General features: G+C 72.0%; 23 protein-coding genes. 16 read left to right on the top strand and 7 right to left on the bottom strand.

Annotated features, from left to right (window positions below; all coding sequences use genetic code 11):
• The first annotated feature begins 75 nt into the window (after nucleotides 1-75).
• From QSK36_RS38435 to QSK36_RS38425, 3 genes are read left to right on the top strand one after another with little or no spacing between them, the layout of a single operon-like run.
• The gene (locus QSK36_RS38435) at nucleotides 76-1,146 is read left to right on the top strand and encodes a DUF559 domain-containing protein (RefSeq protein ID WP_285785782.1); all 1,071 of its coding nucleotides are present in this window, start codon (nucleotides 76-78) and stop codon (nucleotides 1,144-1,146) included.
• Complete coding sequence (locus QSK36_RS38430; RefSeq protein ID WP_285785781.1) at nucleotides 1,139-1,864, top strand: hypothetical protein; 726 nt, start codon at nucleotides 1,139-1,141, stop codon at nucleotides 1,862-1,864. The genes QSK36_RS38435 and QSK36_RS38430 overlap by 8 nt, the downstream gene beginning before the upstream one ends.
• Entirely contained in the window at nucleotides 1,861-5,445 is a 3,585-nt protein-coding gene (locus QSK36_RS38425; protein ID WP_285785780.1) for a helicase HerA domain-containing protein, read from the top strand. Before QSK36_RS38430 ends, QSK36_RS38425 begins: the two co-directional genes overlap by 4 nt.
• Before the next feature lie 61 nt (nucleotides 5,446-5,506).
• On the opposite strand, the gene QSK36_RS38420 is transcribed toward QSK36_RS38425, so the two are convergent.
• Nucleotides 5,507-6,193 (bottom strand): TetR/AcrR family transcriptional regulator, encoded by a 687-nt coding sequence (locus QSK36_RS38420; protein WP_183540008.1) that lies wholly within the window; start codon nucleotides 6,191-6,193, stop codon nucleotides 5,507-5,509.
• Nucleotides 6,194-6,290: 97 nt separating this feature from the next.
• Between QSK36_RS38420 and QSK36_RS38415 the strand changes: the two genes are divergently transcribed.
• Entirely contained in the window at nucleotides 6,291-7,337 is a 1,047-nt protein-coding gene (locus tag QSK36_RS38415; protein ID WP_183540923.1) for an aldo/keto reductase, read from the top strand.
• Between the two features lie 62 nt (nucleotides 7,338-7,399).
• On the opposite strand, the gene QSK36_RS38410 is transcribed toward QSK36_RS38415, so the two are convergent.
• Both QSK36_RS38410 and QSK36_RS38405 read right to left on the bottom strand, forming a co-directional pair.
• Nucleotides 7,400-7,975 (bottom strand): hypothetical protein, encoded by a 576-nt coding sequence (locus tag QSK36_RS38410; protein WP_285785779.1) that lies wholly within the window; start codon nucleotides 7,973-7,975, stop codon nucleotides 7,400-7,402.
• 1 nt (nucleotide 7,976) lies between these two features.
• Nucleotides 7,977-8,744 carry a bestrophin-like domain gene (locus QSK36_RS38405; RefSeq protein ID WP_183540012.1) on the bottom strand — a complete coding sequence of 256 codons (768 nt, stop codon included), beginning with the start codon at nucleotides 8,742-8,744 and terminating at the stop codon, nucleotides 7,977-7,979.
• 148 nt (nucleotides 8,745-8,892) lie between these two features.
• On the opposite strand from QSK36_RS38405, the gene QSK36_RS38400 reads away from it, so the two are divergent.
• From QSK36_RS38400 to QSK36_RS38380, 5 genes are all read left to right on the top strand, one after another.
• Nucleotides 8,893-9,555, top strand: a complete 663-nt coding sequence (locus QSK36_RS38400) for an SDR family oxidoreductase (protein WP_285785778.1) — start codon at nucleotides 8,893-8,895, stop codon at nucleotides 9,553-9,555.
• 226 nt (nucleotides 9,556-9,781) lie between these two features.
• The gene (locus QSK36_RS38395; RefSeq protein WP_285785777.1) at nucleotides 9,782-12,229 is read left to right on the top strand and encodes a M14 family zinc carboxypeptidase; all 2,448 of its coding nucleotides are present in this window, start codon (nucleotides 9,782-9,784) and stop codon (nucleotides 12,227-12,229) included.
• 190 nt (nucleotides 12,230-12,419) lie between these two features.
• Complete coding sequence (locus QSK36_RS38390; RefSeq protein ID WP_139576801.1) at nucleotides 12,420-12,764, top strand: SPW repeat domain-containing protein; 345 nt, start codon at nucleotides 12,420-12,422, stop codon at nucleotides 12,762-12,764.
• Nucleotides 12,765-13,023: 259 nt separating this feature from the next.
• Nucleotides 13,024-13,371 (top strand): bifunctional 3-phenylpropionate/cinnamic acid dioxygenase ferredoxin subunit, encoded by a 348-nt coding sequence (locus QSK36_RS38385; protein ID WP_079315939.1) that lies wholly within the window; start codon nucleotides 13,024-13,026, stop codon nucleotides 13,369-13,371.
• 17 nt (nucleotides 13,372-13,388) lie between these two features.
• Nucleotides 13,389-14,555 carry an NAD(P)/FAD-dependent oxidoreductase gene (locus QSK36_RS38380; RefSeq protein ID WP_285785776.1) on the top strand — a complete coding sequence of 389 codons (1,167 nt, stop codon included), beginning with the start codon at nucleotides 13,389-13,391 and terminating at the stop codon, nucleotides 14,553-14,555.
• Between the two features lie 87 nt (nucleotides 14,556-14,642).
• On the opposite strand, the gene QSK36_RS38375 is transcribed toward QSK36_RS38380, so the two are convergent.
• On the bottom strand, nucleotides 14,643-15,485 hold the full coding sequence (locus tag QSK36_RS38375) for an IclR family transcriptional regulator (RefSeq protein WP_285785775.1): 843 nt from the start codon (nucleotides 15,483-15,485) through the stop codon (nucleotides 14,643-14,645).
• 29 nt (nucleotides 15,486-15,514) lie between these two features.
• On the opposite strand from QSK36_RS38375, the gene betA reads away from it, so the two are divergent.
• Both betA and QSK36_RS38365 read left to right on the top strand, forming a co-directional pair.
• Nucleotides 15,515-17,149, top strand: a complete 1,635-nt coding sequence (gene betA / locus QSK36_RS38370) for a choline dehydrogenase (protein ID WP_285785774.1) — start codon at nucleotides 15,515-15,517, stop codon at nucleotides 17,147-17,149.
• Between the two features lies 1 nt (nucleotide 17,150).
• Nucleotides 17,151-18,608, top strand: a complete 1,458-nt coding sequence (locus QSK36_RS38365; RefSeq protein ID WP_285785773.1) for an aldehyde dehydrogenase family protein — start codon at nucleotides 17,151-17,153, stop codon at nucleotides 18,606-18,608.
• A 1-nt stretch (nucleotide 18,609) separates the two neighbouring features.
• Here QSK36_RS38365 and QSK36_RS38360 read toward each other — a convergent pair whose 3' ends face one another.
• On the bottom strand, nucleotides 18,610-19,497 hold the full coding sequence (locus QSK36_RS38360; RefSeq protein ID WP_285785772.1) for an alpha/beta fold hydrolase: 888 nt from the start codon (nucleotides 19,495-19,497) through the stop codon (nucleotides 18,610-18,612).
• A 69-nt stretch (nucleotides 19,498-19,566) separates the two neighbouring features.
• Here QSK36_RS38360 and QSK36_RS38355 point away from each other — a divergent pair, with 69 nt between their 5' ends.
• The 4 genes from QSK36_RS38355 (at nucleotide 19,567) to QSK36_RS38340 (ending at nucleotide 22,471) form a co-directional block, all read left to right on the top strand.
• Nucleotides 19,567-20,037, top strand: a complete 471-nt coding sequence (locus QSK36_RS38355) for a MarR family transcriptional regulator (protein ID WP_285785771.1) — start codon at nucleotides 19,567-19,569, stop codon at nucleotides 20,035-20,037.
• Between the two features lie 40 nt (nucleotides 20,038-20,077).
• Entirely contained in the window at nucleotides 20,078-20,788 is a 711-nt protein-coding gene (locus QSK36_RS38350) for a Mut7-C RNAse domain-containing protein (RefSeq protein ID WP_285785770.1), read from the top strand.
• 40 nt (nucleotides 20,789-20,828) lie between these two features.
• Complete coding sequence (locus QSK36_RS38345) at nucleotides 20,829-21,755, top strand: MerR family transcriptional regulator (RefSeq protein ID WP_285785769.1); 927 nt, start codon at nucleotides 20,829-20,831, stop codon at nucleotides 21,753-21,755.
• 68 nt (nucleotides 21,756-21,823) lie between these two features.
• On the top strand, nucleotides 21,824-22,471 hold the full coding sequence (locus QSK36_RS38340) for a DUF6461 domain-containing protein (RefSeq protein WP_285785768.1): 648 nt from the start codon (nucleotides 21,824-21,826) through the stop codon (nucleotides 22,469-22,471).
• Between the two features lie 30 nt (nucleotides 22,472-22,501).
• Here the strand turns inward: QSK36_RS38340 and QSK36_RS38335 are convergent, their stop codons facing one another.
• Entirely contained in the window at nucleotides 22,502-23,107 is a 606-nt protein-coding gene (locus QSK36_RS38335) for a carboxymuconolactone decarboxylase family protein (protein WP_285785767.1), read from the bottom strand.
• A gap of 157 nt (nucleotides 23,108-23,264) precedes the next feature.
• On the opposite strand from QSK36_RS38335, the gene QSK36_RS38330 reads away from it, so the two are divergent.
• On the top strand, nucleotides 23,265-25,817 hold the full coding sequence (locus QSK36_RS38330) for an ATP-binding protein (RefSeq protein WP_285785766.1): 2,553 nt from the start codon (nucleotides 23,265-23,267) through the stop codon (nucleotides 25,815-25,817).
• On the opposite strand, the gene QSK36_RS38325 is transcribed toward QSK36_RS38330, so the two are convergent.
• Nucleotides 25,804-26,976: an alpha-hydroxy-acid oxidizing protein gene (locus tag QSK36_RS38325; RefSeq protein WP_183540037.1), complete on the bottom strand. Its 1,173-nt coding sequence runs from the start codon at nucleotides 26,974-26,976 to the stop codon at nucleotides 25,804-25,806. The genes QSK36_RS38330 and QSK36_RS38325 overlap by 14 nt on opposite strands.
• Nucleotides 26,977-27,000: the final 24 nt, after the last annotated feature.

The raw sequence follows: 27,000 nt of genomic DNA, 5'->3' as shown, positions 1-27,000 counted from the left end.
TGGACGGTCCTGCCACTGCCCGATACCCTCTGCCGGGTCGAGATTGTTGGATCTTCAACGACAGGCGGGGACGGCGTGGCACGCTCGTGGAGGGAGCTTCCCACGGGCCGGGTCGTGCACCTGCACGCGGGCGGGGACGTGCACCTGCACGGCGACCCGGACGCCGTCGCGCTGGCGGTCGAGCCCCTGCCCGATGACGCGCCCGCGCTGGTCACCTACGTGCCCCGCCCGGCCGGGACCCCCGCGGACGTGGTCGCCGACGTACTGGGGGAACTGGAGTCCGCCGCGCTGGCGATGTTCCCCGCCTGGCTGCCCGATGCGGACGGCATCACCGGATCCGGCGGCGCGGCCGTCCCCGCCGTTCGCGCCCTCGCCCTGCGTACGGGCTCCGCCACCAGGCACTTCGCGCCCTTCCTCGCCTACCTGGCGGAACGCGCCCTGCGCGGCCAGGCTCGGGGAGGCTTCCCGCCCGAGATCCGTGCCGCCGGGCTGGCCCGGGTGCTCCGCTCGGGCTATCGGCGGCCGGAGGCCGCGATCCTCGTACGGGTTCCCTCCGGGCTCTCGCCTGCCGCCGAGGAGGTGCTGGTCGCGGCGTGCGAATGGCTGGCCCACCACGGCGGGTTCGGTGTCTGGCTCATCGGGCCGCCGCTGCGCTCCGTCGACCGGATCGAGACCATGGCCGCCCCGATCCCCGAAGAGGTCGCGGCGCTCGCCCGCGAGATCACGTCCGGCGGTGCCGTGGAGTCTCCAATGCCGGCGCTGGCTTTCCCGCCTCTGGCCGGATCGCCGCACCCGGCCAGCACCGCCGAGCGGCGGTTGGAGGCGGCACTGTCGCCGTGCGCCTGGGCGGCGGGCCGCGAGTGGAACCAGCTCCACGCCTCAGGACCGCTCAGCAATCCGATCCGCGTCGACCTGCTCTGGCGCGCCGAGCGATGCGTGGTCGAGATCGACGGCCCCGAGCATCTCCGGCCGCTCCGCCTCGCCGCGGACAGACAGCGCGACCTGCGCCTCCGCCGGGACGGCTACGCCGTCCGCCGCTTCACGAACGAGCAGGTGCTGGAACGCCTCGGCACCGTGCTCGCCGAGCTGGAGCGCTTCCTCCACCAGTGCCGCCATGGAACGCTCGAAGGGTCACTCCATGCCTGACAAACCCTTGTCCTTCTCCGCGACCTGCGCCCTCCTGATCCTGATGGCGGAGGACCGGGAGATGTCCAATCCCGAGCTCAAGAAAAAGTACGGCGTCACCATCACGGGCAAGGAGCGGACCACCCTCAACGCGGGCAGATTCGTCACCAGCCGGAGAGCGGGGCGCTCTTTCAGCCATGTGGTGACCGACAAAGGCTGGCGCCACGCGTCGGAGCTCGTCAGGGACGGCATCGGCACGCCGGGCAACGGTTTCGCCGCGGCGGCGGTCAAGGCCCTCGTCGGCAACCTCCAGCGGCACATCGCCCGGAGCGAGAACAGCCTCGCCGAGATCTTCGGGCGGGAGGAGGACCTCGTCCCCGCGAACACCGGAGAACCGGTCGCGGAACCGCCCGCCTCCGAGCCGGCGGCAGCACCGATCGCACAGCCGTCGGCCGCGAGCGTGCCCGCGTCCGCGTCCGACGACGTCGAGACGATGATCCGCAAGGCGTACGCGCAGCTCGCCGACAAGCCGAACGCCTGGGTCAGCCTGACCCGGCTGCGCCCGTTGCTCGGCGATGCCCCCAGGGACGAGGTCGACGCCGCCTTCCGCCGGATGATCGGGCTGCCCGACGTACGCCTGGTGCCAGAGTCCAACCAGAAGATGCTCACCGACGAGGACAGGAGCGCGGCTGTCGTGATCGGGGACCAGGCCAAGCACCTCATCCTGATCGGAGCATGATGACGAGCGACGAACTCGACGCCCTCCGGGCCCTGCGGTTCAACTACACGCGGGTCGCCGACGACGTGTGGCGCCCGTTGCCGTTCCATGTCGAGGGGATGCATCGGGACGCCGCGCAGGTCATCCTCGACGGCCTGCTGGAGGCGGAGGAGAGCGTCGCCGCGAGCCCCATCGGCGTCGCGATACAGGGCCAGCGGGGGACGGGTAAGACACACCTCCTCGGCTGGGTGCGCGAGAAGGTACACGAAGAGGACGCCTACTTCTTCCTGGTCAGCCTGCTCGACGCGAAGGACTTCTGGGAGAGCGTGCTGCTCTCCATGCTCGACAGCCTCTCCCGGCCGCTGGCCGGGGACGGCAGTCAGCTGAGGGAACTCCTGTGGCGCCTCTGCGTGCTCGCCGAGGTGCCTCAGGCGGCACGCGGCCCGATCATCGGCGACGTCCCCCTGTCCCGGGCTGACCTGGATGCCTTCATCGACGCCCTGCGCCGATACGACCCGTACGTCGGCCGTGACGTGCAGGACACCGCACGGGCCCTCACCCTGCGGGCCTCGCATGGCCTGGCGGCGCAGGACATCGGTGACGCCTACCTCATCTCGGCGCCGCAGGGAGAGCCCGGCGAGCGCGCGGGATGGGGGTTCCGGACCGTCGAGAAGACACCGCAGGAGATCGTCCACGACCTGTCCAGACTTCTCGCACTGACCGGTCCCTCCGTCATCGCCGTGGACCAGGTCGACACGCTGATCGCCCAGTCCGCCACCCTCACCGGGGGAGGATCGGCGGAGGACCCGGAGCACCGCAGGACGATCGAACGCGTCGCGGGTGGTCTGATGACACTTCGCGAGGTGACCCACCGCACGCTGACGGTCCTGTCCTGCCTCCCCCTCACATGGACGTTGATCGAAGAGCATGCCACCGACACCGTCCAGGACCGCTTCCGGATGACCCTGCCGCTGGGGACGATCCCGGACGCGAAGACGGGCCGGGCGCTGATCGAGAAGCGGTTCAGTGCGCAGTACGGGGCGGTCGGGTTCACGCCGCCGTATCCGACCTGGCCGGTGAAGCCTGAGGCGTTCGAGGAGGCGAACCAGTACACGCCTCGCCAGTTGCTCATCCGGATCGACACGCATGTGCGGTCATGCCTGGCGAGCGGGCAGGTCGCGGAGCTGGAACGGCTGACCGGCTCCCAGCCGGCCAAGGTCGTTCCCACCGAGCAGCGCCCGGGACCTGGACCCGACTTCGGCGAGCTCGACAGGCGCTTCGCGGAGTTGCGGCAGCGGGCGGACGTGGTGGAGGCGCTGGACCCGATCACGGAGGACGCCGTGATGCCGGGACTGCTGTCGGCCGGGCTGTCCGCCTGGATCGCCGAGCAGGGCGAGGACGGACGCCTGTTCGCCCAGGACCCGCCTCCGAGCACGAAGCCGCCCCTGCACGCCCGCCTGCGGCGGACCCTGGACGAGGCGACGGAGAACGAGGCCCACTGGTGTTTCCGGGCCGTCTCCGCGTCCCATCACACCGCCGCGCTCAACCGACTGAAGGCCGCGTCCACGGCGGCCGGGCTCGACGATCGGATACCCGCGCGCAAACTCTTCGTGCTCAGGAACCAGGGCTGGGCGAAGGGACCCGCCACTCAGGAGGCCCTGGCCGCCTTCGAGCAGGCGGGGGGCCGCGTCCTCCAGGTCGAGGAGAACGACCTGAGGATCTTCTCGGCTCTTCGCACCCTGCTGACCGAAAACCCGGCGGACCTTCAGGCATGGCTCGTCTCCCGCAAGCCGACGAACGAGGTGAAGCTGTTCGCCGAGGCGCTGAGCGACGCGGCCGTTCCGCGCGTCTCCGGAGCCGGGAGCGGGAGGTCCTCGCGGCCGGCCCGGTCGCCGGACCGCCCCCGGCGCACCGCCAATCCCGAGCGGCGTCTGCTCCACCGGGAGGCGGTGCCAGGACTCAAGCCGCTGCCGGTGACCGACGCGCCGTCCCCGGCCTCCGGTGGTACACCTTCCGCGGCCCTCGACACCGCGCCGCCACCGGCCCCCGACACCGCGCCGTCACCCGCATCCGACACCGCGCCGTCCCCGGCTTCCGGCGATGTGCCGGAACGTGCCGGTGCGAGCGTCGCGTTTCCCGGCGGCGTAACCCTCGGCCCGGCCGTTCCCGATCTGCAGGTCTGGCCGCCTCTGCCCTCCCCCGAGGCATCGCCGGTCGAAGCGCCGTCCGCGGAGGTGCCGGCCGTGGAGACGCCGGTCGCGGAGGTACCGGCTGCGGAGGTACCGGTCGAGGCGCCCTTCGCGGAGATGCCGGCAGCGGAGGCGGCCGTTCCTCGTCCGCGCAGGCCGCTGCCGGCGGACGAGGCCCCGGCCGCTCCGTACCTGACGATCGGGGCGGCGACCTCGGACGACCGGCCGGTGCGGATTCCGCTGGAGACCCTGCGCAAGCACGCGGCGATCTTCGCCGGCTCGGGCTCCGGCAAGACGGTGCTGATCCGCCGCCTCGTGGAGGAGTGCGCCCTTCAGGGGGTCTCGGCGATCGTCCTCGACGCGAACAACGACCTCGCGCGGCTCGGCGACCGGTGGCCGGAGCCACCGGCGGAGTGGGGCGAGGGCGACGCGGCCAGGGCCGACGACTACCTGGCGAACACCGACGTGGTCGTCTGGACTCCGCGCAAGGAGTCGGGACGCCCGCTGAGCTTCCAGCCACTGCCCGACTTCGCCGGCGTCGCCGACGACCCGGACGAGTTCGGCGAGGCGGTGGACGCCGCCCTCGCCGCGCTCGTGCCCCGGGCGAAGCTGGAGGCCAAGACGGCCAGGGCCCATCTCGGCCAGGCGGTGCTCCGCGAGGCCGTCGCCCACTACGGACGGCGCGGCGGCACGGGACTGGGCGGCCTGATCGCCCTGCTCGACGACCTTCCTGACGGCGTGAGCAGTCTCGAAGGCGCGCCCAGGCTCGCGACCGAGATGGCCCAGCACCTGAGGGCGGAGACGATCAGCGATCCCCTGTTCGCGGGGACCGGGACGCCTGTCGATCCGGGCGTCCTGCTGACGCCGCCGGAGGGCAGGCGGGCCCGCGTCTCGGTGATCAGCCTCACCGGCATGGCCTCCGACGCCCAGCGGCAGGGCTTCGTCAACCAGCTGCAGATGGCGCTGTTCTCCTGGATCAAACGGCATCCCGCCGGAGACCGGCCGCTCGGCGGGCTGTTCGTGATGGACGAGGCCCAGACGTTCGCGCCGTCAGGGACGGCGACCGTGTGCACCCAGAGCACGCTCGCCCTCGCCGCGCAGGCCCGCAAGTACGGCCTCGGGCTGGTGTTCGCCACCCAGGCGCCGAAGGGCCTGCACAACCGGATCACGGGCAACGCCGCCACCCAGTTCTTCGGCCTGCTCAACGCGCCGGCCCAGATCACGGCGGCGCGGGAGCTGGCCAGGGCCAAGGGCGGCGACGTCCCCGACGTGGCGCGGCTGCGGTCCGGCCATTTCTACGCGGCGTTCGAGGGCGGGTCGTTCACGAAGGTCCGTACGCCGCTGTGCCTGAGTCACCACCCGAGCAGCCCCCTGACGAGCGAGGAGGTCGTGGCCCGGGCGAACCGGTCCTGAATGAGAGCGCGCGGAGCCGGCGCCGTCCTCGGACGCGACGCCGGCTCCGCTGCACCGGTGATCAGTCCGCGGCGTCTTTCCGCTGCTCTGCCCTGGGAATCCGGCTGGGCGGGGTGACCGGCCGGCCGTAGAGGATCGATACCCAGGCGTTGGTGAGAACGTCGACGAGGACCTCCTCGTCGTCGAACGGGGGGACACCGGCCGCGGCCAGATAGTAGAGCCGCTCACCCATCCAGGTCAGCGACGCGGCGACGGCGCGCACGTCCATGTCCCCGAGCCGCCTGCGGGCCTGGGGGTCGGACTCGATCCGGGCCACGGCGGCGTCGGTGAACAGGTTCATCTGTTCCAGCCAGAGAGTTCGCAGCCCCTCGTCCGAGCCCTGGCTCTCCACGATCGCCATGAGGACGCCCGCGTTGTCGCGCCACAGCCGGGCACCGTCCCGCACCCCCGCACGCAGCGCGGCGACGGGGTCCTGCGACCCGCCGATCCACGGGGCCGCGGCCTGCTGTCCCTGCGCCACGGCCTCGCGCACCAGCTCACCGAGCACGGCCTGCTTGCTCGGGAAGTAGAAGTAGAAGCTCGCCCGGGAGACCTCCGCGGCGGTGAGGATGTCGGCGACGCTGAGGGTGTCGAAGCGGCGCTCCCGCAGCAGCTCGCGGGTCGCGGACAGGATCCGCTCCCGCAACCCGGTGGACGCCGGCTCCGCGGCCGATCTACGGGCAGGCTGCGCGCCGGGCTTCGAAGGCATGCCCCTCAGGATATCGACGTGCTGTACGGACGCCTTGTACAGACACAATGTCCAGACACAGTGTATGGTGCCCTTCATGACACATTCAGACATCGGCATGAGGTACCGCACCCTGGGCACGAGCGGTCTTCGGGTGTCCGAACTGATCCTGGGCGCGATGACCTTCGGAGAGCAGGGCGGGGTCGGCGCGCCGGCGGCGGAGTGCCGGCGGATGCTCGACCTGTATGCCGAGGCCGGCGGCAACATGATCGACACGGCCGTCAACTACCGCGACGGAGCCAGCGAGGAGATCCTCGGCGAGCTGCTCGAGGGCAGGCGCGAGTCGTTCGTCCTCGGCACGAAATACACCGTCTCCCGCGACCGCTCCGACCCGAACGCCGGGGGGAACCACAGGAAGAACCTCCGGGCCTCCCTGGAGACCAGCCTGCGCCGGCTGCGTACGGACTACCTCGACCTCTATTGGGTGCACATGTGGGACCGTGACACGCCCATCGAGGAGACCATGCGCGCGCTGGACGACGCCGTCCAGGCCGGCAAGGTGCTGTACGTGGGGATCTCCGACGCCCCGGCCTGGGTCGTGGCCCGCGCCAACACCCTCGCCGAGTGGCGCGGCTGGAGTCCCTTCATCGGCCTGCAGGTGCCGTACAGCCTGCTGCAACGTGACGTCGAACGGGAACTGCTCCCCATGGCCGAGTCCCTCGGGCTCGGCGTCACGGCGTGGAGCCCGCTCGGCGGCGGGGTGCTGTCCGGCAAGTACACGCTGTCCGGCGAGCACACCCGCCCGGACGGGGCCGTGCCCACGGGACGGCTGAAGGCCGAGTCGCTCTCGGCCCGCGACCACGCCGTCGCCCGGGCCGTGCAGGAGGCCGCCGACGACCTCGGCGCGACCCCGGCACAGGTCGCGATCGCGTGGACGATGAGCCGCTCTCCCGCCGTCCATCCGATCGTCGGGGCGCGTTCCGCCGAGCAGCTACGTGACAATCTCGCCGCCGCCGGCCTCGCCCTCCCCCCTGAAGTGCGCACGCGCCTGGAACATGCCACCGAGTTCACCCTCGGATTTCCCGGCGACTTCATCGCCCAGACCTCGCCGTGGGTGTTCGGCGCCGCACGCGTCGACCCCCCTTCGGGCGCAATCCGGAGATGAGGGCCGGGTCGGCGCTTGCGGCCCTCTTCGTTCTCCGGCCCGGCGTCGCCGCCCGTGTCCTCCTACCGGCGGAAGGCGGCGGCACCGGCGGCGGCGATCGCCACCGACAGGACCACGACGACCGTGAGCGTCCCCAGGGGGTTGCGGTGCCGTACGGGCGCGATCGCGCGCATGGCCGGCACGCGGGCAACCGGTGACCTCGACGGCGACGGGGTGGGCCGCGGCGTCACACGAGGGCGGGGGGACGGCACCGCCACGGGCGGCCGGGGCGCGACCGCCACCCGATGCGGAAAGTGACGGGGCGCCGGTGCGGGCTTCTCGGGAGCCGGCGCCGGAGGCTCCGGGGAGGGTGCCGGCGGTGGGACGGGCGTCGGCGGCGTGCAGCCGGGCCCTCCGATGCCGACCTCGGCGTGCAGGTCGACGATCACGTCGACGTCGACGCAGACGCCGACCCGCAGGCCCGGTCCATCCGGATCGTCGGCCGTGGAAGACGCGCCCGCGGCTGCCCGCACCGGCGCGGGAAGCGCGGCGGCCGACGTGGCCCAGGTCAGGGTGGCCCAGGTTAGGGTGGCACAGGTCAGCACGGCACCGGCGCGGACGAGCGCGACGGCCACGCGCGGACCCGCCGTCCTGCCCATGTCAGCGGCCCTCGGGGATCCGCTGGAACTCGTGCAGGGCGCTCACGAACGCGTCGGGCTTCACCGCCAGGCCACCGCTGAAGGGGTGGGAGATGTTCCAGGCGAGATAGACGCCGACACCGAGCAGGACCGCCATCGCCGTCAACGGCACGAGCGTGAGCCCCCGGGGACGGGCCCCGGCCAGGAACGGGAAGACGACGACGAGGACGCCCGTGAGGACCGTCAGCAGCATGACGCCGGGAGGCAGCGCGGTGCCCGCGTCGGCGGCGCGCTGCCTGCGGGCGGCGAACAGGTCCGCCATCCGCTCCAGCACCGCGTCCTTGGCATCGCGCGCCGCGTCGGTCGTGACCGGCAGTTCGGTCACGCGGGCGCGCAGCGACTCCAGCCGCGCCGTCCCCTCGGTGCCGAGGCGCCCGGCCGCCATCTGCGGCCACTCGTCCTCGAGGACGTATCTCGCGTACTCGCGCAGTCCCTCGCGCACCTGGGCGGCGTCGGGGGCGGGGAGCGGCGCGGCGGCCCAGTAGGCCTCCACGAGCGCCTGGGTCTCCGAGTAGGTGTTCTGCCGCGCCGAGTCGGCCGAGGTCCACGGCACGACGATCGCGATGGCGAACACGAGCAGGAACAGCGAGGAGAGCATCGACCCGGCGTGACCGGCGGACGCGCCGCCGGGGTCGCGATCGTCGGTGCCCCGGCCCAGCGCGCGGAACAGAAGGGCCGCCACGGCCACCAGCCCGACGGCCGCCGCGACCGCGAGTACGCCCATGAGCATGTCATCTCCACAGACACTTTGCTGATTACTGGTAGTGACATGACTATCACAAAAAGTAACCACTGACCAGCGAAGACGGGCAAGTGACGGCGCGGCCTGCCCCGGCGGGCGGGAGGGGTCGTGGCAGGATCGGCGCGGAGGTGAGCGCATGCGCGTGGTGATCGCGGGCGGACACGGGAAGATCGCCCTTCGGCTGGCACGCCTGCTGAGCGGGCGGGGCGACGCGCCGGTGGGGCTGATCCGCAACCCGGACCAGGTCGCGGACGTGGAGGCGGCCGGCGCCGAGGCGGAGCTGTGCGACCTGGAGCGGACCACGCCGGAGAAGGTGACCGAGATCCTGCTGGGAGCCGGAGCCGTCGTCTTCGCCGCCGGGGCGGGACCCGGCAGCGGCGCCGCGCGCAAGTTCACGGTGGACCAGGGCGCCTCGGTGCTGCTCGCCGACGCGGCCGAACGGGCCGGCGTGTCCCGCTTCATCCAGATCTCCTCGATGGGCGCGGGATCGCCGCCCGCGCCGGGGAGCGACGAGGTCTGGGCGGCCTACATCACCGCGAAGACGGCCGCGGAGGAGGACCTGCGCGCCCGCCCGCTCGACTGGACGATCCTGCGGCCGGGGCGGCTCACCGACGGGCCGGGGACCGGCCTGGTGACGCTGGCCGATCCGCCGCTTCCCTCCGGGGCGGTGCCGCGCGACGACGTCGCCGCCGTGATCGCCGCGCTGATCGACGCCCCGGAGACGCGGCATCGCGTCCTCGAACTCATCGGCGGAGGCGTGCCCGTCGCCGAGGCCGTACGGCTCGTGCTGATGCGGTGACGGAGAAGGGCCTCCCCGGGACCGTTACTCATATCGGCCCCAGATGACAAGAGGCGCTAAATACCCAATTAGGCACTAAGCCATCTCGTTGCGGAAAAATCCCGTATTTGGGGGGTTCGTGCACCTTGACGACTTTTTCGGGGTGACAAAGACTTCCCTCGACCTCGCGTGATCCGTTCCGGGCTGACCCCCCTTCCCGGACGGCACGCCAGATGGAGGAAACTCGATGAGGAGCTCTCCCCGCAGGGCGCGGCGCTACGCCGCCGCACTCGCACTCCCCCTGGCGATCACCCTGAACGCCCTCCCTGCGCTCGCCGGTCCCTCTCCCGATCCGGTCCCGCCCGACCGGGCGTCCAGCACCACGCAGAACGGCGTCGCGCTGATGCGCGTCGTCGTCGCCGACCAGTCGGGCGTGGACAAGCTGGTTGCCCTGGGCGTCGACCTGGCCGAGTACAGCAAGCCCGTCGACGGCGGCATCGAGGTGCACGCCGTGCTCAGCCCCGACGAGGCGCGGAGCCTGCGCGACCAGGGCTTCGACGTCCGCGACGCCATCTCCGACCAGAGCGACTACGCCGCGAACCTGGCCGAGCGGCGCCAGGCTCTGGCCTCCGCGTCGGCCGACGCGACCGAGACCGACACGCTCACACCACTGCGCGCCGAGTGGTTCACCAGCCTCGACGACCAGCGTTTCCTGTCGGTGGAGGTGAAGACGAGCGCGACGGACGCCCAGACCGTGCTCACGGCCACCTGGGACAGCGGCCCCGGCACCGCCCCCGACTCCGGCGGCACGGCGACGATGTCCCGCTTCACCGACGCCGGGCAGTACATGTACCACCGGTTCAACTCGCCGCTGCCGATCACGGCGGCCCCCACCAAGGTCACCATCACCAGTAACCGGGGCGGCTCGATCACCGTGCCGGTGACGAAGTGGCTGGGCGAGCCGCGCAAGGCGCCGAGCAAGCACTACGTGCAGGACTTCGTCGACCACTACATGGACCCCACCGAGGTCACCGGCCGGATCGTGGCGCTGTCCAAGGAGTTCCCGAAGATCTCGGAGATCGTCGACCTCCCGAACAAGACGAACGGCTACCGCCGCCAGGCGCAGGCGCAGTTCGGCACGGGCTCGGGGAGCGCGCTGGCGAGCACGTTCTACGTGACGTCCAAGGCGTACGGCAGCGAGGGCGGCAACGACGTCGGCGTCGCGCTGGTGAATCCCGGGACCGCCTCGGCCCCGCTTTCCGTCGCCGTCAACGGCAAGGACGTGGTGGTCAACCTGGCCACGGACGCCTCCGGCACGGTCACCAGCACGGCCTCCCAGGTCGTCGCCGCGCTGAACGGCAGCTCCGCCGCTTCGGCACTGCTGACCGCGAGCCTCTACCGGACCAGCACGGGCACCGGTGTGGTGGCGGCGGCCCCGGCGACGAAGCTGACCGACAACCTGAAGGCGCCGGCGAGCGTCTCGCGTCAGCCGTTCCAGATGAAGGCGCTGCGCATCGGCAAGAGCCGGAACGGCTCGAAGACCGGCGTGTTCCTCTACTGCCAGGAGCACGCCCGCGAGTGGGTGACCCCGATCACCTGTGTGGAGACCGCCGAGCGGCTGCTGCGCAACTACGCGCAGGACCCGGACACCAGGAAGCTGGTGGACGATCTCGACATCTTCATCGTGCCGACGATCAACCCCGACGGCGCCCACTACTCGATGTACGACTACAACATGCAGCGCAGGAACATGGTCAACTACTGCGCCGCCGACGCGGCGGACCCGGGGCGGCGCAACTCCTGGGGCGTCGACCTCAACCGCAACTTCTCGGTGGGCAGCGTCCGCGACGGATACAACGGCGGCTCGACCACCTGCACCAGCGACACCTTCGCCGGGCCGGCGGAGCTGTCGGAGCCGGAGACACGCAACGAGGTGTGGCTCACGGAGAAGTTCCCGAACATCAAGTTCGCGATGAACACCCACTCCTACGGCGGCTACTTCATGTGGCCTCCCGGGGCGTACAAGACCGCCGGACGGGAGACGCTGCCGCGGACGGACCTCGGCACGGAGGAGTACTTCTGGAACGCCTCCACCCACATCCTGTCCGCCGTCCAGGGCTGGCGCGGCACGGCCATCTGGCCGGGACGCACCGGCCCGGTGATCGACGTGCTGTACTCGGCGGCCGGCAACAGCGCCGACGAGTTCTGGTACAACAAGGGCATCATCGGCTGGGACTTCGAGGTCGGCGCCGACGTCTACGACCAGGCGACCAAGCAGTACCTCGCCGTCGGCTTCCAGCCTCCGTTCGAGGAGGGCCACGAGGAGGCGATGGAGTTCTCCAACGGCCAGATCGGCATCCTCGAGGTCGCCCGCGCCTACGACAAGGACAAGCAGCGGCCCGATTCGACGCTCGTGGTGACCGACAGGACCGACACCTCGACGACGTTCACCTTCACCGTGGACGAGCCGGCGAACGTCTACTACACCCTCGACGGCAGCCGGCCGACGCTGAGCTCGCCCAAGCTGACCTCTTCGGGCATGCGTGAGGGCGCCGCGAAGATCTCGATCGACAAGACCACCGAGGTGCACTGGTTCGCCATGGACCTCGCGGGCAACGTCGAGAAGAACTACAAGCCGGACGGCAACGGCAGGAACTACAGCAAGGAGACCGTCACGGTCGGCGGCAACCGCTGACCGTCGCGTTCCACGGTGGCCGCCGGCCGGGGACTTCCCCGGCCGGCGGCCACCGTCGCTCGTCCCGGCGGGATGGTTCGGGACGAGGTGACACAGGGTTAGGAAATCCTGACGTAGCGGATTGTTGACCGGGCGGTCAATCAGGCACACCGTCGGGTCATAGGTCACCTCTCCCCGTACGGAGGCACGGATGGATCTCACGAGATCGTTGTCCGACATCGTCGCCCTCGTCGCCGGGCTGGTCGCGGTGCTCGCACCGTTCTTCTGGGCCGACGCCCAGGCGGCCACGCAGCCACTGCTCATTCTCGGCGCCCTGCTCGTCGTCTCCGCCCTGTGGTCCATCCTGGGCGCGGGCGGCGCCAGCTCCTGGGTGACCGCGGCGTTCGGCGCCCTGCTGTTCGTCTCCCCCTGGGCGTTCGGCTTCGACGGCGACTCCGCCTCGGCGTGGACCGCCTGGATCACCGGCGCCGTCACCGTCGTCGTCGGCCTGCTGACCGTCCTGCAGGTGCGCGGCCGCACGACCGTCGCCGCCTGACCCCCACCCGCCCCACATCGCGTGCGGCCCCGCCGCCTGTCGCCCCTCCGGCGACCGGCGGCGGGGCCGTACGCCTTTCCGGCCTTTCCGGTTCCCACGGTCGGCAGGAGCGATAAACAGGGGCCTCACCTGCGCCTGGACCAGAGTCGCGCTTATCACCCCGTAGGCGATATGTCGCCCCTTGACTTTGGCGCGATCTCCGCTCAATCTGTTGCGTATAGCGCTTCCTGTTCCATCTTACGAAACCGGAAACCTCCGCATGATTCCTGCGTGCCCCCTCGCCGCCCTGCCCAGGGGTGAGGCCCTCCGAATCGAGACAGATCCCCCGATCGCCGTCTTTCACACCGAGGACGGTGAACTGTACGCGGTGGACGACACCTGCACCCACCAGGACGCCTCGCTCGCGGACGGGTGGCTGGAAGGATGCGAGGTGGAGTGCCCCCTGCACGCGTCGCGCTTCGACCTGCGCACGGGCCGGGTGGACGCTCCTCCCGCGAAGCTGCCGGTGCGCACCCACCAGGTGGTGGTCCGGGACGAGACCGTCTACGTCGTGCCGTCGGACCTGCCGCCGAACCTCCCGCCCGGCGTCCGCACCGGTTCGGCCTGAGACGTCGTGAGGGTGCCGTGAAATCCGTCGCCATCGTCGGCGCGTCGCTCGCCGGGCTGTCGGCGGCCCGCGCGCTGCGCGCCCAGGGCTTCGGCGGGCGCCTGACGATCGTCGGGGCCGAAGCGCACCGCCCCTACGACCGGCCCCCGCTGTCCAAGGAGTTCCTCGCCGGCCAGATGACGACGGTGGACCTCGCCCTGGAGGGCGACGGCGAGGACCTCGACGCCGAGTGGCGCCTGGGCGTCGCCGCGACCGGGCTGGAACAGGGCCGGTCGCTGCGGATCGCGCTCGCCGACGGCTCCACGGTCGAGGCCGACGGCGTGGTGATCGCCACCGGCGCGGTCGCCCGCACCCTCGGGGGCGATCTCTCCGGCGTGCACACGCTGCGTACGATCGAGGACGCGACGGCCCTGCGGGCCGATCTCGACACCGCCCGGAGGCTCGTGGTGATCGGGGCGGGCTTCATCGGCGCCGAGGTCGCCTGCGTCGCCCGCACGCTCGGGCTCGACGTGACGATCGTCGAGGCGGCGCCCGCGCCGTTCGCCCGCGCGGTCGGGCCCGAGATGGGCACCGCGCTCGCCGGGCTGCACGAGGCGCACGGGGTGCGCCTGATCTGCGGCGCCGCCGTACGGACGCTGACGGGCGAGGGCCGCGTCGACGGCGTGCTGCTGGAGGACGGGCGCCGCCTGGACGCCGACGTGGTGCTCGTCGGCATCGGCGCGCGGCCGGCGGTGGACTGGCTCGACGGCAGCGGGGTGAAGGTCGGCGACGGCGTCGTCTGCGACACCGGCGGCGCGACGAGCGTGCCGGGAGTCGTCGCGGTCGGCGACTGCGCCGCCTGGTTCGACCCCGCTCTCGGCGCCCACCTGCGTGTGGAGCACTGGACCGGCGCGGCGCGGCGTCCCGCGACGGCCGCGCAGACGCTGCTGTCCGGCGGCTCCGCCGTTCCGGACGCCCTCGCGCCGCCCTACCTGTGGTCCGACCAGTACGGCATGCGCGTGCAGTTCGCCGGGCACACGCTGCCGGGAGACGAGGTGAGCGTCGAGGAGGGCGACCTCGCGTCCCGCCGCTTCCTGGCCGTCTACCGGCGGGAGGGCCGCACGGTCGCGGTGCTCGGCGTCGACCAGCCGCGCTCGTTCACCCGGTGGCGGCGCCGCGTGAACGAGCGCGCCGGGGCACGATGAGCGCCGTCGCGTCCCGCCGGGGACGTCCCGCCGGCGCCGTGTCTTCCGTTATCGGGTCCCCCGATACCGGGCGTGCGGTGACCCCGGTCACCCGGCGTGGCCGAGACGGTGGCTGATGTCGGCGGCGCCCGCGACGAGCACGGGCGCGAGCTCGCGCATGCGCTCCTCGCTGAACCGGTAGGCCGGGCCGGAGGCGCTGACGGCCGCCACGACCTCGCCCTCGTGGGAGCGGATGGGCGCGGCGATGGCGTTCAGCCCGATCTCGTACTCCTCCACGGTGACCGCGTAGCCCCGCCGCAGCGCCTCGTCGAGCTGCCGCCGCAGTTCGGCGGCGTCGGTCACCGTGGCCGGGGTGAAGCGCTCCAGCCCGGCGGCGGCGATGAGCCGTTCGCGGCGCCGCTCGTCGAGGTGGGCGAGCAGGACCTTGCCGCTCGACGTGGCGTGCAGGGGGGTGGGCTGGCCGACCCAGTTGTGCGCGGTCACGGCCGCCTGGCCGCGCACCTGGTCGAGGTTGATGGCGTAGTGGGACCGCGCGACGGCGATGTTGACGGTCTCGCCGATCTCCTCGGCGAGCCGCCGGCACACCGGGCGGCTCTGCTGGACGAGGTCGAGGCGCGCGGCCACCCCGGCGGCGAGCCGGACGATGCCGAAGCCCAGGCGATACTTGCCGCGGTCCTCGGCCTGCTCCGCCAGGCCGCGGGCCTCGAGGGCGCCGAGGAGCCGGAACGCGGTGGACTTGTGGACGCCGATCTCCGCGGCGACCTCGCTCACGCCGGCCTCGCCGCGCTGGGAGAGGATCTCCAGGATCGTCACGGCCCGGTCCACCGACTGGACGCCGCCGCTCCCCTCGGACCGCGCGGCGGCCTCGTCGGCCCCCACGAGATCGGGGTCCGACGCGTGACGTTGCGAATGCTGCACTCTATTGCGCATATCAATATCATCCTGCCCGGGAGGCGGACATGTATGACTTTGTCATCGTCGGTGGTGGATCAGCGGGGAGCGCTCTCGCGAACCGGCTGTCGGCCGACCCCTCGAACCGCGTGCTCGTGCTGGAGGCGGGCCGTCCCGACTACCTGTGGGACGTGTTCATCCACATGCCGGCCGCGCTGATGTTCCCCATCGGCAGCCGGTTCTACGACTGGAAGTACGAGTCCGAGCCCGAGCCGCACATGAACGGCCGGCGCATCTACCACGCCCGGGGGAAGGTGCTCGGCGGGTCGAGCAGCATCAACGGCATGATCTTCCAGCGCGGCAACCCCATGGACTACGAGCGCTGGGGCGCCGATCCGGGCATGGAGACCTGGGACTTCGCGCACTGCCTGCCGTACTTCAAGCGCATGGAGAACTGCCTGGCCGCCGACGCGTCGGATCCGCTGCGCGGGCACGAAGGACCGCTGGTGCTGGAGCGCGGCCCGGCCAGGAATCCGCTGTTCAAGGCCTTCTTCGAGGCCGTGCAGCAGGCGGGCTACCCGCTGACCGACGACGTGAACGGCTACCGCCAGGAGGGCTTCGCGCCGTTCGACCGCAACGTACGCCGCGGGCGCCGCCTGTCGGCCGCCCGGGCCTACCTCCACCCGGTGATGAACCGCCCGAACCTCACGGTCAAGACCGGGGCGTTCGTCACGAAGGTCCTCTTCGAGGGCAAGCGCGCGGTCGGCGTCGAGTTCGACGGCAAGCGGGTGCGGGCCGGGGAGGTCATCCTCTGCGGCGGCGCGATCAACTCCCCGCAGCTCCTGCAGCTCTCCGGCGTGGGCGACGCCGACCATCTGAAGGCGCACGGCGTCGACGTGGTGCACGACCTGCCCGGTGTCGGCGAGAACCTCCAGGACCACCTTGAGGTCTACATCCAGTACGCCTGCAAGCAGCCGGTCTCGATGCAGCCCGCGATGAAGTGGCGCAACCGGCCGATGGTCGGCGCCCAGTGGCTGTTCCTGCGCAAGGGCCCCGGCGCGACCAACCACTTCGAGGCCGGCGGCTTCGTGCGTGGCAACGAGGACGTCGACTATCCCAACCTGATGTTCCACTTCCTGCCGGTCGCCGTGCGCTACGACGGCAGCGCGCCAGCCGGCGGGCACGGCTACCAGGTGCACATCGGGCCGATGTACTCCGACGCCCGCGGCTCTGTGAAGATCAAGAGCGCCGACCCCCGTGTGAAGCCCGCGCTGCGGTTCAACTACCTGTCCACCGACCAGGACCGCCGCGAGTGGGTCGAGGCCGTACGGGTGGCCCGCGACATCCTCAACCAGCCCGCCATGGACGGGTTCAACGGCGGCGAACTGTCCCCCGGCGTGGAGGTCGAGACCGACGAGCAGATCCTCGACTGGGTGGCGAAGGACGGCGAGACCGCCCTGCACCCCTCCTGCACGGCGAAGATGGGCGTCGACGAGATGTCCGTGGTCGACCCGCTGACCATGGGGGTGCACGGCCTGGAGGGCCTGCGCGTCGTGGACGCCTCGGTCATGCCGTACGTCACGAACGGCAACATCTACGCGCCGGTGATGATGGTCGCGGAGAAGGCGGCCGACCTGATCCTCGGTAACACTCCCCTGGCCCCCGAGCCGGCGGAGTTCTACCGGCACAGGAAGGACGCCTGACATGAAGGACCTGTACATCGGCGGGCAGTGGCGCGACGCGGCCGAGGGCGGCCGGCGCGAGATCCACTGCCCGGCCGACGGACAGCATGTGGCCACCGTCGCGGAGGCCGACCGCGCCGACACGGAGGCCGCGATCGCGGCGGCCCGGCGGGCGTTCGACGAGGGCCCGTGGCCGCGCACGCCGGAGCGGGAGCGCGGGGCGTTGCTGCTGCGGGTGGCCGGTCTGCTGGAGCGCGACAAGGCCGAGATCGCGCGGGCGGAGTCGCTGGACACCGGCAAACGCCTGGTGGAGAGCGAGTACGACGTCGACGACGTGATCGCGAGTTTCCGCTACTTCGGCGGGATCGCGGGCACCGACGCCGGGCGGGTGGTCGACACCGGCCGCGCCGATGCGATCAGCCGGGTGGCGTACGAGCCGGTCGGGGTCTGCGGCCTGATCACGCCGTGGAACTACCCGCTGCTGCAGACCTCCTGGAAGGTGGCGCCCGCGCTGGTGGCGGGGAACACCTTCGTGCTCAAGCCGAGCGAGCTGACCCCGTCCACCGCGATCCTGCTGATGCGGCTGCTCGAGGAGGCGGGCCTGCCGCCGGGCGTGGGCAACCTGGTGCTCGGGGCCGGCGCGGAGGCAGGCGCGCCGCTGGCCGAGCACCCGGACGTCGACATGGTCTCGTTCACCGGCGGGCTGGCGACCGGGCGGTGGATCATGGCCTCGGCCGCGCGGACGGTCAAGCGCGTCGCGCTGGAACTGGGCGGCAAGAATCCCAACATCGTGTTCGCCGACGCGGACTTCGACACCGCGGTCGACTTCGCCGTGACCGCCGTCTTCCTGCACTCGGGGCAGGTCTGCTCGGCCGGTGCCCGGCTGCTGGTGGAGGACTCCATCCACGAGAGGTTCGTAAACGCGGTGGTGCGCCGGGCCGAGCGGATCAGGCTGGGCGGGCCGTTCGACCCCGAGGCCGAGACCGGGCCGCTGATCTCGGCCGGGCACCTGGCCAAGGTCGAGGCGTACGTCGAGGCGGGGATCGCCGAGGGCGCGAAGCTGCGCTGCGGGGGGCGGCGCCTGGAGGGGAACGGATACTTCTTCCCGCCGACGGTGCTGGACGGCTGCCACCGCGACATGCGGGTGGTCCGGGAGGAGTCGTTCGGGCCGGTGCTGACGGTGGAGCGGTTCTCGGGTGAGGACGAGGCCGTCGCCCTGGGCAACGACACCGACTACGGGCTGGCCGGAGCCGTGTGGACGACGGACGCGGGCAAGGCGCAGCGGGTGGCCGGGCGGCTGCGGCACGGCACGGTGTGGATCAACGACTACCACCCGTATGTGCCGCAGGCGGAGTGGGGCGGGTTCAAGCAGTCCGGCGTCGGCCGGGAGCTCGGCCCGACCGGCCTGAACGAATACCGCGAGATCAAGCACATCTGGCAGAACACCGATCCCCGCCCCCAGCACTGGTTCCGCCCCTGAATCAGTCGTCCCGCCCGTGCGCGGCGAGGAACTCCCCGATGCGCGCGTCCATCTCGGGCGGCGCCGCGAGGGGAAGGGTGTGATGGGTGGCTCCGGGCAGCACGGCCGTCTCCACGCGGGGCAGGAGCGCCGCGGCGGAGGCGGCCACCCGGCCGATGTCGTGTGCCCGGCTGTGCTCGGCCAGGAGAAGCAGCACCGGGAGCCGCAGCGCCCACAGCGCCTCCGGGCCGGGACGCGGACCGGTCAGGGGGCGGGCGGCGGGGAAGGCGGCGGCGCGGTCGTAGAGGCGGAGCCACGTCTCGTCCAGCGCCGCGCGCCGGGTCTCCCATTCGAGGAACGCGCGGCGCCGCCCTGCGGTCGGGCGCAGCAGCATCGGCAGGGCCCGCAGCAGGTAGCGGCGGGAGAACCCGGTGAAGCAGTTCGTCGGGTCGACCAGGACCAGCGCCCTCACCCTGCCGGAAGCGTGCGCCGCGTAGTGCAGGGCGCTCCACGCGCCGTAGGAATGGCCGCACAGGGACACCGTCGAGGTGCCCGATGCGTCGAGCACGGTGTCGAGCACGGCGTCGAGCACGGTGTCGAGCCAGGCCATCTGGTCGCCCAGCGTCCGGATCGCCCGCTCGCCGGCGACGCTGCGTCCCGCCTCGCCTACGGTGTCGACCGCATGCACCCGGTAGGCCGTGCCCAGCGCCCTCGCCGTATCGGACCAGACGGTCGAGGTGGTCCCGCCGCCGTGGAGGAGGACCACCGGCGGCGCGTCCGCGGGGCCGACGGAGTTGACGTGGGTCGTGCCGTAGGGCGTGCGGATCTCGGCCGACTCGGTGGAGGCGGGCCAGCGCGCCGCCAGGACGGCGTCGTAGGCCGCGAGAAACGCGTCGTCGATGGTCGTCAAGACGCCTCCGTAATGTCTCGCTGAGCGATAATCTCGTTGAGCGAGATAATAGGCGGAGGAGGGGCTGCCATGGCACCAGGGGTGGCACGTGAGCGCGAGAGCCCGGAGATGGAGATCTTCCATCTGCTGCGGGCGGTCGCGGTGGAGTACGGCCTGCGGCAGGCGGAGTTCGCGGCCGAGCACGGCATGCACGTCACCGACGTGCGGGCGCTCATCTGCCTGCTGGACGCGGAGCGGGCCGGAATCGACGCCACCGCCGGTCTCCTCGGCGCCGGGCTGGGCCTGAACTCGGCGGGCACCACGGGGGTCGTCGACCGGCTCGAACGGCTCGGCCTGGTCAGCCGGGTCCGCGACGTCAAGGACCGGCGCCGGGTCCTGCTGAGAGTCGAGGACCGCGCCAAGGAACTGGGCTGGAGCTACTTCGGCCCGCTCATCGACAGCACGGTCGGGGTTCTGTCGGGGTTCGACGAGCGGCACATGGCCGCGGTGCGGCTCTTCCTCCAGACGGCACTGGACGCGTTGACGACGGAAGACCCATGACCGTCGGCCGCGCCCCTGCGGCGGGGGCATGCTGGGAAGCATGGAGGTGTCCGTACGCTTCTCGCCCGAGCTGTGGATCTTCCTCGCACCGCGCAACCGGCGGCCCGAGGTGCTCCTGCCGTACGACGGGACGTCCTCGCTCGGCCACCTGATCGAGTCGGCGGGCGTTCCGCTGACCGAGATCGGCGAGCCGCTCGCCGGAGGCCGCCCGGTCGGCCGGTCGCACCGGCCGGGCCCGGACGAGGTGGTGGAGGTGCCGGCCGTGCCCAGGCCGCAGGCCGTGCCGGGCTGCCGGTTCGTCCTCGACGTCCACCTGGGAACGCTGGCGCGGCGGCTGCGACTGGTCGGCCTGGACACCGCCTACCGCAACGACATGGACGACGACGCCCTGATCGAGCAGGCCAACGCCGAGGACCGGGTGCTGCTCACACAGGACCGGGGCATCCTGCGGCGCCGGTCGCTGCGGCTCGGCGCGTACGTGCGCGGCGCCCGGCCGGACGACCAGTTCCTCGACGTGCTCGGCCGCTTCCGGCCGCCGCTGGCTCCGTGGACCCGCTGCACGGCCTGCAACGGGCGGCTGGCGCCGGTCGGCAAGGAGGAGGTGGAGGACGCGCTGGAGCCCGGAACCCGGCGCAGCTACGACGAGTTCGCCCGCTGCCTCGCCTGCGGCCGGATCTACTGGCACGGCGCCCACGGCGGCAACCTGGCCGCGGTCGTCGACCGCGCCCTCCACTTCGTACATCTCGGGTAGCGGTTGAGTCTCCAGTAGGGGGAGGCGCGAGGGTGGGGGCATGGACGGCGACGCGCTCTACGCGATCGGTGAGCTGGCCCGGCGGACCGGATTGACGGTCAAGGCCATCCGGTTCTACTCCGACTGCGGGATCGTGCCGCCCACCGGCCGCAGTCCGGCCGGCTACCGCCTCTATGACAACGACGCCCTCGCCCGGCTGGAGCTCGTACGGACGCTGCGCGACCTGGGGATCGACCTCCCCACGATCCGCAAAGTCCTGGACCGGGAGACCACGCTCGCTCAGGTCGCGGCGGCGCACGCCGAGGCGCTGGCGACGCAGATCCGGGTGCTGCGCCTGCGGCGCGCGGTGGCGACGGCGGTGGCACGGCGCGGCTCAACCCCCGAGGAGATGGATCTCATGCACAGACTCGCCAGGCTTTCCGAGGACGAGCGCCGGCGCCTGGTCGACGGCTTCCTCGACGCCGCGTTCGGCGGCCTGGACGCCGACCTGACGGGAATCAGGCGCACGATGACCCCGGAGTTGCCCGACGACCCCGAGGACGAGCAGGTCGAGGCGTGGATCGAGCTGGCCGAGCTGGCCGCCGACCCGGAGTTCGGCGCGCTCATGCGGCGCGTCGCCGAGCAGCACCTGGCCGACCGCGTCCGGGGAGAGGGTCCGCGCCCGGACGCGGTGGCGATGGTCCGCGACCACGTCGCCCCCGCACTCGCCGCGGGCGTCGAGAGCGCCTCACCTCGGGCCGACGCGATCGTCGCCGCCGTGACCGCACGGTATGCCGGCCTCGTCGGCCACCCGGACGACGCCACCCTTCGGCGCCGGCTGCTCACCCTGCTGGAGACCGCGAACGACCCGCGCAGGGAGTCGTACCTCCGGCTGCTCGCGGTGGTCAACGGCTGGCCGCCCCCGGACCCGCTGACCCCGGCCCTCACCTGGTTCATCGACGCGCTGAGAGCCCGCTCCGACCGGTGAAGGAACATCTGTCGGCGCCTTCTGGCACGATCACGCCGACGGATCCGCACCCTGCTCCGGAGTGTCCCTTGAACGACGACCGCCCTGCCCCCGCCGAGATCTTCTCCCACTACCTGAAGCTGCTGCGGGATGAACCATGGCTGGAGGTGGCCATGTGCTGGACGGTCGTCGTCCCGCACGACCACCGGCCGTTCCCCGTCGCCGACGCCGGAGCACGGGTGAGCGGCGGAACCCGGCACGAGGCGCACGAGGCCGCGCCGTTGGAAGCGCTTCCTTACGACCACGGGGTCCATCCGATGCTGGTGGAACCGGTCGGATCGGCCGTGATGCTGTTCGAGAACAACGGGTTCCTGGGCAGCCTGCCCGAGGTGCTGCGGCGGCTCAGCCGCGACGGCCGGGTGTGCGGTGTCTACTGGAACGTGGAGGGCGGCAACAAGCTCAGCTACGCGGCCGACGGCCGGGTCCTGGTCGACCTCGACGCGCTGTTCTGGGATGAGTGGGCGGGCGACGACTTCGCGGTTCTGGAGCCCGAGCTGCGTGCCATGACCGAACTGCTCTCCGAGGACGAGGACGACTGGCAGGCCGCCGCGATGACCGTGGTGGAGCTGGTGACCGGTGTGCGGCTGACCGGCGAGTGGCTCACCGAAGCCCATCCGTACGTCACCTTCCGCTGGCCCGTGGCCTCGGAACCTCTCGTCCGAGGACGCTCCGCATAGGCGGCGCGCATCCCCAGGGGGCTCCGTCGGCTACGCCTCGTCTTCGGCGTCGTCGATCGGACGGCCGAACGTGACCGCATCGCGGACGACAGCGGGCACGGTGGAGCGAAGAGGCGCGTCGGGGCGCAGGCCGAGCGCGTCGTTGACCGTCGAGAAGGCCAGGCGGAGCGCCACGAACGCGGTGATCGTGAAGATCTGCGAATCGTCGAATCCGGCGTCGCGCAGCTCCTGCACATCCGCCGCGGTGGTGCCGTTGGGGTCGCGCGCCACCTTACGGGCCCACGCGGCCATGGCCCGCTCACTGTCGTCCAGGCCGTCGTCGACACCCTTCAACACTCCCGCGGCGGTCTCCGCACCGGCCGCCTGCGCCAGCCTGTTTCCCCACATGAGCGAGCAGTAGGAATCGCCGAACGCCGACGCGAACGCGGCGACGAGGACGGAGCGCTGACGCGGGCTGAGGCGGTCCCCGGCGTTCACCTGCCGCAGCAGGGCGAACAGCCCGGTCACCGTCGCCGGCTGATAGGCCCACAGGCGTGAGACGCTCATCACGTAACCCACCTCGGCGACGTCCTCGTCGAAGATCTGCTGGGCCTCGGCGGTGACGTCGGGGATGCCGAGAAAACCGATTCTGTCCATGGTCTCTTTTTCACGGGTCGCCGGCTCGCTTGCAAGGCCAGCGTCGCGGTTCTCCGGCCCCGGCTCATCCGTGCGACGCACGGATCCTCGTACGGACGAGGTCTCCGTGTCGCCGGCTTCGTATCGCCGGGCGCCCGTGCCGAAGGACAATGCGTGCATGACGCGCCAAGGGGACGGCCTGCCCGATCGGCTGGCTCGCGCCGGGGTCACCGGTCGCGAGGCCGAGATTCTCTGGGCGGTCGCCGAACGGCTGCGTAACCGCGAGATCGCGGAGCGGCTGCACGTCTCGGTGCGCACTGTGGAGAGCCACATCGCCGCCCTGCTGCGCAAGCTCGGCGCCGCGGATCGGGCGGCGCTGGCCGAGACGGGTGCGCGACTGCGACGTGCCGCCCGCGCCGGCACCGCTCTGCCCGCGCCCCTGACCAGCCTCGTCGGCCGGACGGACGAGACGAGCGAACTCGTCGCACTGCTCGGCACCCATCGCCTCGTCACGCTCATCGGCCCTGGCGGTGTCGGCAAGACGCGGCTCGCGCTGCATGTAGCCGAATCCGTATGGGCCACGGCCCTTGCCGACCGGTTCCCCGGCGGCGTACGGCTGGCCGACCTCGCTCCGGTGGCGCCGGAGTCGGCCGGCGACACCTTCGCGCGGGCGCTGGGCGTCGTGCCGGAGCCGGGATGGCCGCTACGCGACATCCTGCGGGAGGTCGCCGCGGGTTCGGGTTGCCTGCTGCTCGCCGACAACTGCGAGCACGTCGTCGCGGAGGCCGCCGAGATCGTCGCCGACCTGCTCGGCGCCGGCGGCGCGCTGCGGGTGCTCGCCACCAGCCGCGAACCGCTCGGCATCCCCGGCGAGGTCGCCTACCAGGTGCAGCCGCTGCACCTGCCCGCTCCGCACGCGTCCGAGCGAGCCGAGAGCATCGCGCCCTACGACGCCGTACGCCTGCTCGTCGACCGTGCGACGGCCGCATCGCCCGGCTTCGCCCTCACCGACGCCGTCGCCCCGGCCGTCGCGGCGCTGTGCCGGCGCCTCGACGGGCTGCCGCTGGCCATCGAACTGGCCGCGTCGCGGCTGCGCACCTTCGGGCCGGTCGAACTCGTGGAGCACCTCGACCAGCGCTTCGAGCTGCTGTCCGCCGGAGCCCGTACGGCTCCGCCGCGGCACCGCGCCCTGCGCAGCACCATCGACTGGAGCTACCAGTTGCTGGACGACGGCGAGCGGGCCTTGTTCGATCGGCTCGGCGTGTTCCCCGCCGACTTCGACCTGGCGGCCATCGTGTCGACGTGCGAGGGCGAGGATCTCGGCGGCGAAGCCGTGATCACGCTGCTGCCCAGGCTGGTGGACAAATCGCTCGTCTCCACTGTGGAGCGCGGCACCCGGCGCTACCGGCTGCTCGAGACGATCCGGGCGTACGCCGCCCAGAGGCTGGCCGACTCGGGTGGTGAGCCGGCCACCAGGCGCCGTCACGCCGCCCACTATCTCGCCTTCGCGGAACGGGCGGCCGAGCGGTTACGCACCTCGGACCAGCGCGTCTGGCTCGACCGTATGACCACGGAGCAGCCGAATCTGCACGCCGCGCTGGCATACGGCATCAGCACCGGCGACGTCGAGTCCGCGTGGCGGATGATCGCCGCGCTGCAGCGGTTCTGGGACGTCACCGGACGGCGCCGCGAAGCCCACAAGTGGATCCGGGAGGCGCTGGCCGTCGCCGACCCGCCCGCCACTCCCGCCGTCGTCGCCGGACTCACCGAGGCCTGCCTGGTCCTGGACTCCCGGGACGCTCGCGCCGCGTTCGACCTGGCCCGCAAGGCGGCGAGCCTGGCCGCCGGCCTCGACGATCTCACCCGCGCCAGGGCGGCACGCGCGGTCGGAATGAGCGCGACCTGGATCCAGCCCGAGCTGGTCGCCCCGGCCCTGCGAGAGGCGCTTGCCGGGTTCGGCGACGAGCATCCGTGGGACAGCGCGCTGACGATGCAGGGGCTCGCGGTCACCACCGCCGACCTGAGCCGGGCGCTCCGGTGGGGACGAGACAGCGCGACGTTCTTCCGCAGGGCCGGGGATCAGATATGCGCGGCCAACACCTTGTACCTCATGGCGCAACGGTCGATATCCGCCGGCATCGCCGACGACGAGGTGCACGGATGGCTCACCGAGAGCCGCGCGCTGGCCGAGGCCGCCGGCAGCGAGGCGGACATGGCGCACGCGACGGTCGGCTTCGGGCAGTTGGCGTGGCTGCGCGGCGACCACGACCGGGCCGCCGAGCTCATGAGCGAGTGCCTGCCCACCCTGCGCCGGCTCGGCGACCGCCGCTGCACGGGTCGCGCTCTGTACATGCTCGGCCGGCGGGCCCACGAGAAGCAGGAGCCGGCCCGGGCCGAAGAGCTGTTACGCGCCAGCGTCGAGGCCATCGCGCTCGCCGGCCAGTCGTTCGTGCTCGTGTCGGCGCTCGAGGCGCTGGCGGCCGTGTACGCCGCGCAGCAGCGCCCCCGCAGCGCGGCCGTGCTTCTCGGCACGGCCCACAGCGTGCGCGAGGCGGCCGGCGCGCACATGCGCCCCCCGCAGCCGCCCGGCCAGGAGCTGCGCCACACCCTCGTACGGGTCCTGGGCGCCGGGTCCTTCGACAGCGCCCACGCTCAAGGGGAGCGCCTGTCGCCGACGGCGGCGCTGCGGCTCGTACCGTTCGACGAACACCCCCTCCTCACGAGGCCGTGACGCCGCCTCCCACGCGGCGCAGCGCCTCGGGCGTGAGGTCCTTGAGGGTGGGATACCCGTCGACGGCCATGATGAGGTCCGCCTCGGCCAGTATGGAGCGCAGCACGTGCACGACACCGTCGACGCCGCCGACCGCCAGCGCGTACGCGTACGGACGGCCGATCCCCACCGCGGTGGCGCCCAGCGCCAGCGCCTTGATGACGTCGGCGCCGCTGCGCACACCCGAATCGAACAGGACCGGCAGCCCGTCGGCGGCCTCGACCACGCCGGGCAGGCACTCCAGGGCGGGCAGTCCTCCGTTGGCCTGCCGTCCCCCGTGGTTGGAACAGTAGACGGCGTCCGCGCCGTGGTCCTTGGCGCGACGGACGTCCTCGGGATGGCAGATGCCTTTGAGCATCAGCGGCAGCCTGGTCTGCGACCGCAGCCAGTCAAGGTCGTCCCACCTGAACGGCCCGCCGAAGATCGGCAATCGGCGCACGAACGCCTCGGTGGCGTCCTCGCCGGGTCGCAGTCCCTTCCGGAACACCGGGTCGCTGGTGTAGTTGCTCAGGCATCCGCTGGGCACCTGGGGATAGTTCGAGCCGCGCAGGTCCCGCGGCCGCCAGCCGGTGACCCAGGTGTCCAGGGTGACGGCGATGCCCTTGAAACCCACCGCCTCGGCGCGGTGCACCAGGCTCGCGGCCAGGTCCCGATCGGGCGGCGTGTAGAGCTGGAAGAAGCCGGGCGTGTCGCCGAGCGCCGCGGCCACGTCCTCCATCGGATCCGCGGAAAGCGTCGCCGCGAAGAACGGAACGTTGGTGCGAGCGGAGGCTCGCGCGCATGCGAGGTCGCCGTGGTCGTCCTGGGCGCACACCCCGATCACCCCGATGGGCGCCATGAACACCGGCGAGGGCAGCCTTGTCCCGAACAGCTCGATCGACATGTCGCGCTCGGCGGGGGCGACCAGCATGCGCGGATACAGGCCCCAGTGCGTGAACGCCTCGCAGTTGGCCCGCTGGGTGTGCTCGTCACCGGCGCCGCCGGCCACGTACCCCCAGACCTTCGGCCGCATCGCGGCCGACGCCCTGTCTTCCAGCTCCGCGAAGGTCATGGGATACGGCGGCTGATGGCCGGTCTGTCCCTGGGCGTACAGCTCGTCCTGGTACTTCGCGAAACTCATACGTGCGCGTTACCCCTGGCAGGG

The sequence above is a fragment of the Microbispora sp. NBRC 16548 genome, from assembly GCF_030268985.1.
In the GTDB taxonomy this organism is placed as follows: domain Bacteria; phylum Actinomycetota; class Actinomycetes; order Streptosporangiales; family Streptosporangiaceae; genus Microbispora; species Microbispora catharanthi.
This window is presented reverse-complemented; position numbering and strand designations above follow the sequence as displayed.